This window comes from Streptomyces sp. NPDC002577 (assembly GCF_053594815.1).
Genome location: NZ_JBSFWK010000050.1, coordinates 25,230 through 37,680 on the forward strand (window position 1 = coordinate 25,230; position 12,451 = coordinate 37,680).

9 protein-coding genes are annotated in these 12,451 nt (G+C 71.6%); 7 read left to right on the forward strand and 2 right to left on the reverse strand.

Annotated elements, in window-relative coordinates; all coding sequences use genetic code 11:
• The first annotated feature begins 203 nt into the window (after positions 1-203).
• The 3 genes from ACWD4J_RS37270 (at position 204) to galE (ending at position 4,147) form a co-directional block, all read left to right on the forward strand.
• Positions 204-1,379, forward strand: a complete 1,176-nt coding sequence (locus ACWD4J_RS37270) for a glycosyltransferase 87 family protein (protein WP_451399988.1) — start codon at positions 204-206, stop codon at positions 1,377-1,379.
• A gap of 11 nt (positions 1,380-1,390) precedes the next feature.
• Positions 1,391-3,061: a glycosyltransferase family 2 protein gene (locus ACWD4J_RS37275; RefSeq protein ID WP_451399964.1), complete on the forward strand. Its 1,671-nt coding sequence runs from the start codon at positions 1,391-1,393 to the stop codon at positions 3,059-3,061.
• Between the two features lie 105 nt (positions 3,062-3,166).
• A complete protein-coding gene (gene galE, locus ACWD4J_RS37280) occupies positions 3,167-4,147 on the forward strand; it encodes a UDP-glucose 4-epimerase GalE (RefSeq protein ID WP_451399965.1) in 981 nt (326 codons plus the stop codon).
• A 31-nt stretch (positions 4,148-4,178) separates the two neighbouring features.
• Here the strand turns inward: galE and ACWD4J_RS37285 are convergent, their stop codons facing one another.
• Complete coding sequence (locus ACWD4J_RS37285) at positions 4,179-4,790, reverse strand: TetR/AcrR family transcriptional regulator (protein WP_451399966.1); 612 nt, start codon at positions 4,788-4,790, stop codon at positions 4,179-4,181.
• A 191-nt stretch (positions 4,791-4,981) separates the two neighbouring features.
• Here ACWD4J_RS37285 and ACWD4J_RS37290 point away from each other — a divergent pair, with 191 nt between their 5' ends.
• The 4 genes from ACWD4J_RS37290 (at position 4,982) to ACWD4J_RS37305 (ending at position 10,921) form a co-directional block, all read left to right on the forward strand.
• Complete coding sequence (locus ACWD4J_RS37290) at positions 4,982-5,914, forward strand: ABC transporter permease (RefSeq protein WP_451399967.1); 933 nt, start codon at positions 4,982-4,984, stop codon at positions 5,912-5,914.
• A gap of 112 nt (positions 5,915-6,026) precedes the next feature.
• The gene (locus ACWD4J_RS37295; RefSeq protein WP_451399989.1) at positions 6,027-6,842 is read left to right on the forward strand and encodes an ABC transporter ATP-binding protein; all 816 of its coding nucleotides are present in this window, start codon (positions 6,027-6,029) and stop codon (positions 6,840-6,842) included.
• Positions 6,843-6,944: 102 nt separating this feature from the next.
• On the forward strand, positions 6,945-9,224 hold the full coding sequence (locus ACWD4J_RS37300; protein ID WP_451399968.1) for a CDP-glycerol glycerophosphotransferase family protein: 2,280 nt from the start codon (positions 6,945-6,947) through the stop codon (positions 9,222-9,224).
• Positions 9,221-10,921: a glycosyltransferase family 2 protein gene (locus tag ACWD4J_RS37305; protein ID WP_451399969.1), complete on the forward strand. Its 1,701-nt coding sequence runs from the start codon at positions 9,221-9,223 to the stop codon at positions 10,919-10,921. The genes ACWD4J_RS37300 and ACWD4J_RS37305 overlap by 4 nt, the downstream gene beginning before the upstream one ends.
• 35 nt (positions 10,922-10,956) lie before the next feature.
• On the opposite strand, the gene ACWD4J_RS37310 is transcribed toward ACWD4J_RS37305, so the two are convergent.
• A complete protein-coding gene (locus tag ACWD4J_RS37310; protein WP_451399990.1) occupies positions 10,957-12,393 on the reverse strand; it encodes a hypothetical protein in 1,437 nt (478 codons plus the stop codon).
• Between the last annotated feature and the right edge of the window lie 58 nt (positions 12,394-12,451).

The following is a 12,451-nucleotide window of genomic DNA, read 5'->3' on the forward strand; positions in this document are numbered from 1 at the left end:
TTTTTCGGTATTGACGGCACATCAGGCGGTGTGTAGGTGAACGTCTTACTCTTCCCGCAATGACGCACCCGAAGCCCCTCCCCCGGCCCCACACCACGCCCCACGGCCGGACGTTGTCCCCACTTGAGCCGATCCCCGTCCACGCCAGGCGTCCGCTGTCATTCGTCCACCTGGCCGTCGCCTGGCTCGCGACGCGTGCGCTGATGGTGTGGCTGCTCCAGCACGACGAGATCGGCCTGCTGGGCCGGGGAAGCGTGTCCCGCGAGGTCCGCCGACTGTACTTCCACTGGTACGTCACCCTGTCGCACGGCGGATTTCCGACGGGCGACCCGATGTGGCAGTACCCGCCGGGCGCCGGGCCCGTACTGCTTTCACCCGCGCTGCTGTCGTCCTCTCCGCTGTCGTCCCCGCTGCCGCCGGCCGCCTATTTCGATGCCTTCGTCGCGCTCACGCTGGCCGCCGACGCGCTGGTGACGATCGCGCTGGTGCGCGCCGGGAAGCGGCCGGGCCGCAGCCTGCGCGGCGCCGTCCTGTGGACCGCCGGCCTCCCGCTGCTGCTGCACATCCCGCTCGTGCGGTACGACGTACAGGTCACCGCCCTCGGCGTGTTCGCACTCCTGGCTCTTGAGCGCTCCACGCGCGCGTGCGGTGCGTTCGCCGCGGCGGGGGCGCTCGTGAAGGTGTGGCCCGCACTGACACTGCTGGGCACGCCGCGCGGACGCACCACGCGGGAGGCCTGGACGGCGGCGGCCGTCTCGGCGGGAGCGCTCCTGCTGGTCCTGGCCCTCCTCTTCGAGCATCCCTTCTCCTTCCTGCGGCAACAGGGCGCGCGCGGCGTGCAGATCGAGTCGCTGGGCGGCACGGCGCTCGCCTTCGCGCGGCATGCCGGGTGGCCCGGCAAGGTGCGGTACCAGTTCGGGGCGATGGAGTTCACGGGCCCGTACGTGTCCGCGGTGGCCGCCCTGTCCCTGGTGCTCACCGCGACGGCCTTCGCCCTGCTCCTGGTGTGGCGGCTGCGCGCCCGCCGATGGACGGAGGCCACGCCGTACGACGCCGCGCTCTGCGCCGTCCTGCTCTTCACCGTCACGAGCCGCGTGATCAGCCCGCAGTACATGGTGTGGCTGCTCGGCCTGGCCGCGGTCTGCCTCACCTCGCGGCAGACCACACAGCGCCCGGTGGCGGCGCTGCTCGCGGTCGCGACGGCGGTGAGCGCGCTGGCCTATCCCGTGCTGTACGCACAGGTCACGGCCTGCACCTGGACCGGCTGCCTGGTGATGCTCGGGCGCAACGGGCTGCTGACCGCCGCGGCGGTGGTGTCCTTCCGGCGGCTGTGGCGATCCAGTCGCCCCTCATACCGGACAAATGCATTGACGATCTAATATTTCGCCCTATGGAACAGGCGCCTCCTCACCCGCCACAGGTCTGCGTCGTCGTGATCGGCTACGACGACGCGGCCCACGTGACGGACGCGGTGCGCTCGGCGCTCGGCCAAGGGCCCGCCGTCCGCGAGGTGATCGCGGTCGACGACTGTTCGACGGACGGCAGCGGTGAGATCCTTCAGCGGCTCGCGGCCGAGGACCCACGTCTGAGGGTGATCCGCCGCGCCGCCAACAGCGGCGGCTGCGGTACGCCCCGCAACGACGGTGTCGACGCCTGTACGTCCCCGTACGTGATGTTCCTCGACAGCGACGACGTACTGCCGTCCGGCGCGGTGACCGCCCTGCTGAACGCCGCCGTCGCGCACAGCGCCGATGTCGCGTCCGGCCTCTGCGTGCGCCGCGAACTGCCGCCCGGTTGCGGCGAGAAGCCCTCGCCGGCCGACGGAACCTCCGGTAGCCCGTCACGCGAAAAGCGCCCCTACCGCGAGACGCCCTGGCTGCCCGAGCTCCACGAGAGGCCCGCGGTCGTCGCCCGCCCCGAGCGGCGCCCGGCGCTGGTCCGCGACGCCCTCTGCGTCGGCAAGCTGTACCGCGCCACCTTCCTGCGCGAGCACGCGATCCGCTTCCCCGACGGCCGCTTCCCGTACGAGGACGTCGTCTTCAGCGCCCGCGTGCTCGCGGCCGCCCCGCGCATCGCGCTGGTCCCCGACGCCGTCTACGTATGGCACGTCCGCCGGGCGGCCGCACAGCTGTCGATCTCCCTCGACCGCTCGGGCGCCGACAACTGGCGCGCCCGGACGGCGGCCCACCGCCAGGCGGTCGAGATCCTGCTGGCCGCGGGCGAGAAGAGGCTCGCGCGGGCCGCACGCGCCCACTCCCTCGACCACCCGCTGCGGATGTACGCACGCGAACTGGAGCTGCGCGGACCCGGATACCGGCGCGCCTGGTGGGCCCTCACGCGCGCGTACCTGGCGACCTTCGACGCGGCCGACTTCGAACCGGCACCCGCCCCCGGCCGCGTCGTCGCGCGCGTCGTCCTCGCCTCCGACGAGCCGCGCGACCTGCCCCGGCTGAGGGAGCTGGCGTCCCGCCCGGCGCGCCTGCTGCCGCCCTACGCACGTGCCGCGGACGGCACTCCGGTGTGGTCGCCCGACCTGCCCCAGGTGAGCCTGGACCATCTGCTGATCCGGCCGATGCGCGTACTCCCGGTGGCCGTCGACGCGGAACTGCGGCCACGCGCGCGTGCCACTCGGCTCCGGCTCCGCCTGCACGACCTGTACGGCCGGGTGGCGGAGGCGGGCCCGGAGTCGGTCGACGTCGAGTTCCTGGACCGGCAGTCCGGAAAGGCCGGTCTGCGCCGGACGGCCTCGTTCGTCCGCGATCCGGATGACGAGGACTCCTGGTCGGCCGAGGCGCTGGTGGATCTGCCGGCGCTGGGAGCCGGCGTCTGGGACCTGCGTCTGCGGCTCCGTTTCCACGACGGCACGCAGCGCGAGACGACGGCCCACGCGACCACGGGCCCCGGCCTGCTGCGCCGCTCGGCCCTCCCCAGCCGCCGCCACGGCGTCCTGCTCGTGCAGCCCTACGCCACCCATTCCGGATCCCTCGCGCTGCGCCTGGCGCCCGGACTGCGGGGCATGGCGGAAGTCGCGCGTCGGAGAGCGGCGAGACTGGTTCACTGATACGCACAAACGGCACGACAGCGCACGACACGGCAGCGCACGATACGACGACAGCACACGACACGACGGCTGCGAACGACACGACGGGACAGGTGACCATCGACCATGACCTGGCTGATCACAGGCGGTGCCGGCTACATCGGAGCGCACGTCGTCCGCGCGATGACCGAGGCCGGTGAGCGGGCCGTGGTCTACGACGACCTGTCCACCGGAATCGCCGAGCGCGTCCCCGCCGGCGTACCCCTCGTGACCGGCTCGACCCTGGACCGCGGCCTGCTGGACCGGGCACTGGCCGAGCACGGTGTCACCGGCGTCGTGCACCTGGCGGCGAAGAAGCAGGTCGGCGAGTCGGTGGACGAGCCGCTGCGCTACTACCGCGAGAACGTGGAGGGCCTGCGGGTCCTGCTGGAGGCCGTGGTGGCGGCGGACGTCGCGTCGTTCGTGTTCTCCTCGTCCGCCGCGGTGTACGGCATGCCGGACGTCGACCTGGTCACCGAGGAGACGCCGTGCCGGCCGATGAGCCCGTACGGCGAGACCAAACTGGCGGGCGAGTGGCTGGTGCGCGCGGTGGGCCGCGCCCACGGTCTGGCGACGGCGTCGCTGCGCTACTTCAACGTGGCGGGCGCCGCGGCTCCCGAACTGGCCGACGTGGGCGTCTTCAACATCGTCCCGATGGTCTTCGAGAAGCTGACGGAAGGCGCACCGCCGCGCATCTTCGGCGCGGACTACGCGACGCCGGACGGCACGTGCGTACGGGACTACATCCACGTGATGGACCTGGCCGAGGCGCACGTGGCCACGGCCCACCGCCTGGCCGCCTCGCCCGGCACAGATCTGACGCTCAACATCGGCCGGGGTGAGGGCGTTTCGGTCCGCGAGATGATCGACCGGATCAACGAGGTGACGGGGTACGACACCCCGCCGACCGTGACCGCCCGCCGCCCCGGCGACCCGGCCAGTGTCGTCGCCTCCGCCGACCGCATCGCAGCGGAACTGGGCTGGAAGGCGAAGCACGACGTCCGGGACATGATCACGTCGGCGTGGGAGGGATGGGTACGGCTGCACCCGGAGGCGGGCCGCAGCTAGGCGGGGTGCGTGCTGCGGCCGTCGTGGCGCGTCACAACGCGCGCAGCGCCGCCGCCGTCGCAGTCGTCAAGGCGGCCAGATAGCCCTTGGACAGATCACCCCTGGCCACCACCGACCGCCAGTACAGCGGACCGGAGATCAGGTCGAGGGCGAGGTCCTCGTCGACGCCCTCGCGCAGCTCGCCGCGGGCGACGGCCGAGTTGAGGATGCCGCTCGCGACGCCGTGCTGCCCTTCCCGGAGCGCCTTCTGCATGGCCTGCTCGATGTCCGGGTTGCGGGCCGCCTCGGCCTGGAGATCCGGGATGATCTGCGAGGCCACGGGGTGGCGCAGGGCGCGGGACGTCACCTCGTACAGCAGGCGCAGGTCGCCTTCGAGCGATCCCGTGTCCGGCATCGGCAGGCCCTGTACCGCCACCGCCGAGACCAGGTCGAGGACGAGGGCCAGCTTGGAGCGCCAGCGCCGGTAGACGGCGGTCTTGCCGACCCCCGCGCGGCGCGCGATGCCCTCGATCGACATACGGGCGAAACCCACCGCTGCCAGCTCCTCGAAGACGGCGGCACGGATGGCCTCCGTCACGTCCTCACGGAGCACGGCCGCTCCGGCGGGGGCTCTGCGGCGCTGCTGGGCGTCGTTCGTCGTCATGCACACAAGCATAGGACGTTACGACGAAACGGTTGCGTCCCGACGTCCACGCCGCTTACTCTCGGCGTTACGACGAAACGGTCCCGTTCCGACGTGCGCTCCCGTCCCGGGGCGCGCCCGTATCGACGCGACCGTTTCGATCGGTCGTACGCGCCTCACCCCTCCCTGACACCCGAGTGAAAGCAGCGGACGTGAGTCAGGTCCTCGATGCCACCCCCCAGCCGGCCCGGAACGCGCCTTCCGCGGCGCAGCCGGCCGAAGATCCCGCCGTCCTCGCCGCCCGGTACGGCCTGACGGTCAGCGGCGCGCGCCCCTCGCTGCCCGTCTACGTCCGCCAGCTGTGGGGCCGGCGGCACTTCATCACCGCGTTCGCCACCGCCAAGCTCACCTCCCAGTACAGCCAGGCGAAACTCGGCCAGGTCTGGCAGGTCATGACGCCCCTGCTGAACGCGGCGGTCTACTACTTCATCTTCGGCGTGCTGATGAACACCAAGCGCGGCGTCCCGGACTTCCTCCCGTTCCTGGTCACCGGCGTCTTCGTGTTCACCTTCACGCAGAGCTCGGTGATGGCCGGCACCCGGGCGATCTCCGGCAGCCTCGGTCTCGTACGCGCCCTGCACTTCCCGCGGGCGGCGCTGCCGATCTCGTACTGCCTGCAGCAGCTCCAGCAGCTGCTGTTCTCGATGTGCGCGCTGGTCGTGATCCTGCTCGCCTTCGGAGTGCCGCCGGGCCCGTCCTGGCTGCTGGTGATCCCCACGCTGCTGCTGCAGTTCACCTTCAACACCGGTCTTGCGCTGATCATGGCCCGGATGGGCAGCAAGACCCCGGACATCGCCCAGCTGATGCCGTTCGTGCTGCGCACCTGGATGTACATGTCCGGTGTGATGTGGAGCATCGACAGGGTGATCGGCCACTCGCACCTGCCCCATGTCGTGCGCGTCCTCCTCGAGGCGAACCCGGCGGCCATCTACATCGACCTGATGCGGTTCTCGCTCATCGACAGCTTCCACGCGGGCCAGCTCCCGCACCACGTATGGGCGTGGGCCCTGGGCTGGGCAGTGCTCGCCGGCGTCGGCGGGTTCATCTACTTCTGGCAGGCAGAGGAGCAGTACGGCCGTGGCTGAGAACCCCGACACCGCACTCCACACCGCATCCGACACCGCATCCGGCGCCACGCGCACCGCCGAAGCAGCCGACGCCGTCGAAGCAGCCGACGCCACCGGCCCCGTCGAGCCTCTGGCCCCCACCGTCGTCGTCGACCGGGTCGACATCGTCTACCGCGTCAACGGCGTGAGCACCGGCCGCGGCAGCGCCACCGCGGCACTGAACCGGATCCTGCGGCCCGGCCGGGCGGAGAAGGCCGCGGGCGTCCGCAAGGTGCACGCGGTCAAGAGCGTCTCCTTCACCGCGTACAAGGGCGAGGCCATCGGCCTGATCGGCACCAACGGCTCGGGCAAGTCCACCCTGCTCAAGGCCATCGCCGGACTGCTGCCCGTGGAGAACGGGCGGATCTTCACCCACGGCCAGCCCTCGCTCCTCGGCGTCAACGCCGCACTGATGAACGACCTGACCGGCGAGCGCAACGTGTACCTCGGCGGGCTGGCCATGGGCATGTCGCGCGAGCAGGTCCGCGAGCGCTACCAGGAGATCGTCGACTTCTCGGGGATCAACGAGAAGGGCGACTTCATCACCCTTCCGATGCGTACGTATTCCTCCGGCATGGCGGCCCGGCTCCGCTTCTCCATCGCGGCCGCCAAGGACCACGACGTGCTGCTGATCGACGAGGCGCTGGCCACCGGCGACCGGTCCTTCCAGAAGCGCTCCGAGGCCCGCATCCGCGAGCTGCGCAAGCACGCCGGCACGGTGTTCCTCGTCAGCCACAACAACAAGTCGATCCGCGACACCTGCGACCGCGTGCTGTGGCTGGAGCGCGGCGAGCTGCGCATGGACGGGCCGACGGAGGAGGTGCTCGAGGAGTACGAGGCCTTCACGGGCGGCGCCGACAGCAAGAAGGCCGACGGCAAGTCCGACGGCAAGAAGAAGTCCTCGTAGCAGTCCATAGACCCAACCGCACGTATCCCTTTTGTCGCATGAAGCGATGACTTATTAGGCTATGAAGAGCTGAGGGGGCACCGCTCGACGCAAGGAGTCCGTGTGCAGCCACGCCTGAGCGTCATCGTGTACGGACGCAATGTCCAAGGTCATCTCGACGACTGTCTGGACGGGATCAGCCGGGACGACCCCGGCCCCGACGTCGAGGTGATCGTCGCCGCGGTCGGCGCCTCCGCCCAGCGGGTCGCCGAGGTCCATGCCGCCCGAGACCCCCGTATCCTCCCCGTCGCCCTCCCCCAGGACACGGCCGACGCCGATGCGCGGGCGGCGGGCGCAGGGCAGGCCACGGGCCGCTGGCTGCAGTTCGTGCGCAGCCAGGACGCCCTGCGTCCGGGCGCTCAGCGTGCCGTCGCCGAACACACAGACGGCCTTCCCCACTCGGTGGACGTCCTGCTCTTCGACCACGTCCGCTCGACCTGGAACAGCCGGGGAGCGACCGGGCGGGACAACCGGGTGCTGGCGAAGGCGGGCCCGGTCCCCTTCGCCCTCGCGGACTTCCCCGGCCTGCTGCGGGTCGCTCCGCTGCTGGGCAACCGGGCGCTGCGCGCCGAGTTCTGGCGCACGCACGCGGCCGGCTTCCGCGTGCCGGACCGGGCCGGGCGCCACGGGATCGGCCCGGAATCCTCCGCCGACGACGAGCTCTTCGCCGCGTACGCCACGCTGCTCCGCGCCACGAACGTCGCCTGCCTCGACCACGTATGCCTGGACCACCGCCGGCTGAGGCCGGGGAGTCTGCCGCCGCCCACCTCCGAGGAGTCGACCGCGCAGATCGACCAGTACGAGGCCGTGCTGCGGCTCATGGCCGACGGCGGAGCGCCCACCGCACTGCGCTCCACCGTCTACGACCTGATGGTCTCCGAGTGGCTGCGGGTCGTCGCGCGGGGCGGGCTGCCCGAGCCGCTCATGCGGGAGTTCTTCCACCGCGCGTCACGGGCCGCGGTCGCCTGGCGCCCGCAGGGCCATGCCCGGCCCCCGGGACTGGGCGGCCTCCAGCGCTCGCTCCTCGAACAGGACGCGTATGCCGAATACCGCCTGCTGCAGGCCGTCAACCGGAGGCAGCGCAAGGCCAGATCCGCGTTCGCGACCCGGAAGCGGAAGGTCAGATCCAAGATCGGCGCCAAGGTCCGCGACGTCCGCTACCAGCAGGCCCTCCGCCGGCCCGTCGACCCGCACCTCGCTGTCTTCTCCGCGTACTGGGACCGCGGCGTGGCCTGCAACCCCGCGGCGATCGCCGCCGAGCTCGCCAGGCTCGCCCCGCACATCCGCCCGGTGTGGGTGGTGTCAGCCGCGCGAGAGCCGCTGCTGCCGCCCGGCACCGCCCATGTCGTGCCCGGCACTCGGCGCTACTGGGAGGTCATGGCCCGCGCCAGGTACTTCGTCAACAACGTCAATTTCCCGGGCGCCGTGGTGAAGCGTCCCGAAGCCGTCCATGTCATGACCCATCACGGCACCCCGCTCAAGCGGATGGGCCTGGACCAGCGGGAGTTCCCGGTGGTCTCCAGGGGTTTCAACTTCCGCGGTCTGCTGTCCCGTGTCGACAAGTGGGACTACAGCGTCTCCGCGAACAGCCACTCCACGGAGGTGTGGCAGCACGCCTATCCCGCGCACTACACCACCCTCGACCACGGCTATCCGCGCAACGACGTCTTCTACCGCGCCGGCGCCGACGACGTCCTCGCGACCCGCGAGAAGCTGGGCATCGCGCCCGGCAGGACGGCGATCCTGTACGCGCCCACGCACCGCGACTACGAGGCGACCTGGACCCCGCGCCTCGACCTCGCCTCGCTCGCCGAACGGCTCGGCGAGGACACCGTGCTCCTGGTGCGCGGCCACTACTTCTACGACGGCTCCGCGGCCCCGCCCGCCTGGCTGCGCAGAACCGGCCGGATCATCGACGTATCGTCGTACGACCCGGTGGAGGAACTGGCGCTCGCCGCCGACGCACTGGTCACGGACTACTCGTCGATCATGTTCGACTACGCCAACCTGGACCGCCCGATCGTCGTGTACGCCGACGACTGGGAGATCTACGCGAGGACCCGCGGCGTCTACTTCGACCTGATGGAGGAGGCCCCGGGCCGGATCGCCCGCACCCAGGACGAGCTGGCGGACATCTTCACCACCGGCGCCTGGCGCGACGAGACCGCCGCGAAGGCGCGGGCCGCGTTCCGCCGCCGGTTCTGCGAGTTCGACGACGGGCACGCCGCCGAGCGGGTCGTACGCCGGGTCTTCCTCGGCGCGAGCGAGGAGTCCCTGCCGCCCGTCGTGCCCGTCGACGAGCGCACGCCGGCGCCCACGCCCGAGGAGGCCGCACGCCGATGAACCCCCGCCCCACCACCCCGTCGACGACGACGCCCGACGTGACGGTCGTCGTCATCGTCTACAACGACGCCGAGCGACTGCCCCGCGCCGTCGCATCGGTGCGCCGCCAGACGCACGCGGACATCGAGATCGTCATCAGCGACGACCACTCGACGGACCGCACCCCCGAGGTCGCGCGGGCGCTCGCCGCCGAGGACGACCGCATCATCAGCCTGCGGCTTGCCGAGAACAGCGGCGGCTGCAGCGCGCCGCGCAACCGTGCGCTCGACATCGCCGGCGCCCCCTATGTGATGTTCCTCGACAGCGACGACGAACTCACCGACGACGCCGTCGAGTTGCTGCTCTCCGCGCACCGCGAGCGGGACATCGACTTCGCGATGGGCGCGGTCGAGCGAATGCGCGTCGACACCGGCGCCAAGTCCACCTGGATGCCCCGTCTGGTCGCCCAGCGGCGGACGGTGCCCGGCATCGAGGCCGAACCCCGGCTGTTCTTCGAGCACTTGTCGACGAGCAAGATGTACGCGCGCGAGTTCCTGGACCGGAACGGGCTGCGTTTCCCCGAGGGCATCCACTACGAGGACCAGCTGTTCTCGGCACAGGCGTACTGCCTCGCCAGGTCCTTCACGATCGTCCCGGAGCCGGTCTACCGCTGGTACATAGATCCGTACGCCGACGCCGAAGCCGCCTCGATCTCCAACCAGCGGCACATGCTCGGCAACGTCCGGGACCGCATCCACGTCCAGACGCTGATCGACGACTTCCTCGCCGGGAGCGGGCACGAGGCCGTCCGGGTGGACAAGGACCACAAGTTCCTCAAGCACGACTTCCGTATGTACGCGGGCGACCTGCCGTACCGCGACGAGGAGTGGCTGGCCGGCTTCGCGGAGATCGTCAACCCGTATCTGGCGACGCTCGCGCCGGGCGCGTACGAGCGGCTGCCGCGCGACGAGCGGGTCGTGCTCCAGCTCGTACGCGACGGACGCCTCGCCGACGCCCGGATCGCCGCGCGGGCCCTCGGCCACGCGGTGGCGCCGCGGGCGGTCACCGCGGATGACGCGGGGCGGCTCTACTGGGGTGACCGGGTGCCGGACACAGAGCCGGGGCGACGCGAACTCGACCTCACCGACCAGGGTCTTGAGGCGCGGTCCTTCCAGAGCGCGCGGTTCCGGCACGAGATCACGGACGTCACGCCGGTACGGGGCGGGCCGGGGGCCTGCGTCGACCTGCGGATCCGCACCTACGATCCCGGGCTGCGGCTTCCCGTCGGGCCGCACATCGCGACGCTCGTCGTCACCCCCGGGCGCCACCGGCTGACCACACCGTTCCGGCTGGACCCGGTGCGGCCGGGCGTCTTCGAGGGCGGCGTACGCCTGGACCTGGCCGCCGCCGCACTGCCCCTGCACGGCTTCGACGGCGCACGCCACCCCGTGCTGCAGCTCGAGCAGCAGCGGCAGCGCAACACAGGACTGCTGCTCGCCCCGCTGTCCTTCCCGACGCTCACCACACGCGTCGACTACCGGCACGCAGCCGCCCCGCACCGGGTGACGGTGGAACCCGAGGACCGGGCCGCCGGACGGCTGCAGATCCGCTGGGCGCCCCTCGGCGTCACCGCGTACGTCGCACGTCCGCTGGCACGGCGGGCCGCGAGGACGCGGGTGGGCCGGACGGCGCGGGCCGTCGTGAGCGCGCTGGGCTGAGGGGGCGCCGCACACCCTTGCTCAGCTGAACCGGCTCAGCCGACGACTTGGTAAAGGATCTGTCCGCCCGGCCCCGACGCCACCCGCCGCAGGTCCGGGTCGCCGGCGGGCAGGCCGCCGTCGTGCGGGCGCTGCACGACCCAGCGGACGGCGTAGCGGTGCAGTATGCCGAGGCGCTCGGCGCGCGGCGTGCCCGCGGCGAAGTAGCGCTCGACCGCGGTCAGGCGCTGCTGCTGGTCCGGGAGGAAGAAGTCCGGGTAGCCCGGCGCCACGGTGTAGGGGCCGTACGCGGGGATCTGCCGGGCCGGGAAGGTCTTGGCCATGACCACGTCCCCGTACGACACCCACGGGGTGATCCAGTGGTAGCCGTTCCAGGGCTTGCGGTACTTCTCCGCCACGGGCGTGGGCAGCAGGCCGGGGCGGATCGCGTAGCCGAGCGTCCCGGCCTGGGTCCAGGCGCCGGCGAGGAGTGCGGCGGCAAGGACGGCCGCAAGGAGCGTCGCCGGCCGCGTGGCAGGAGCCCCCGCACGTCGGCCGCCCCACTCCGCGACCTCCAGCGCGGCGGCCAGCTGCGCCGGGATCAGCGCGGCAGGCAGGACGCGCCCCCACGAGTAGTGGCCGGTCAGCCAGCCCGCGGCGAACACCAGCGCACCCAGCAGAAAGAAGATCACCAGCGGATCGCGGCGATCACGGCGCCACCGCAGTGCCAGGGCGGCGACGCCGACCAGTACGAGCCAGAAGCGGGGCAGTACGTCGCGGTAGAGGGACCTGTGGATGGCGTCGAGGTTCTGGGTGCCGAAGAGCGCGAAGAAGTCGTAGTACGGCCAGAGCGCGAGGACCACGACCCCCAGCGCGAGCCCCGCACCGAGCCGCACCCAGGCGCCCCGGCCGGGCCAGGGCCGCGCTCCCAGCACCATGGCGAGCGCCCCGAACGAAGCCACCACGCCCGAGAACTGGTGGCTGAGCAGAATGACCGCCCACATCAGCCCCAGCCCGGCGAAGGTCCACCAGGTCGCCGGTCCCGGCAGTGCCTTCCGCAGCAGTGCCCAGAAGTGGAAGGCCAGGGCCAGCGCGAACGTACTGGGATAGGAGACCGTCAGGGCGAGTGAGTTGAGCCCGAGGAAGCCGCTCCACTCGAACAGCTGCGTGCCCCACAGGAACAGCAGGCAGAGGATGGCGAGCGGCACGGCGGCCCGGCGCCTGCTGAACGTCCGGACGAAGTGCCGCACTCCCGTCACCAGCAGCACCAGACTGATCAGCGCGCCGATCCGCAGGACGACGAAGGTCGAGAGCCCGGTGACCTTGGCGAGACAGCCGAGCAGCAGGGTCCACGGCGAGTAGTACGGGCTCGGGGTGTCCGCGGCGACGAGGGGATTGCCCGGATCGAGCAGACTGTGCCGCAGCCGCTCCATGGTGGCCGCATGAATCCCGAGGTCCCCGACCCAGGGAAGCCGGACGACCACGGCAAGCATGAGCACGATCACGAGCAGGACGACACCCTGCACGCCTCTACGGATCACCACGAACCAG

Coding starts and splice junctions, on each gene's coding strand:
- ACWD4J_RS37270 (WP_451399988.1), top strand. CDS start 204: ATGGTGTGGCTGCTCCAGCACGACGAGATCGGCCTGCTGGGCCGGGGA.
- ACWD4J_RS37275 (WP_451399964.1), top strand. CDS start 1,391: ATGGAACAGGCGCCTCCTCACCCGCCACAGGTCTGCGTCGTCGTGATC.
- galE (WP_451399965.1), top strand. CDS start 3,167: ATGACCTGGCTGATCACAGGCGGTGCCGGCTACATCGGAGCGCACGTC.
- ACWD4J_RS37285 (WP_451399966.1), bottom strand. CDS start 4,790: ATGACGACGAACGACGCCCAGCAGCGCCGCAGAGCCCCCGCCGGAGCG.
- ACWD4J_RS37305 (WP_451399969.1), top strand. CDS start 9,221: ATGAACCCCCGCCCCACCACCCCGTCGACGACGACGCCCGACGTGACG.
- ACWD4J_RS37310 (WP_451399990.1), bottom strand. CDS start 12,393: ATGCTTGCCGTGGTCGTCCGGCTTCCCTGGGTCGGGGACCTCGGGATT.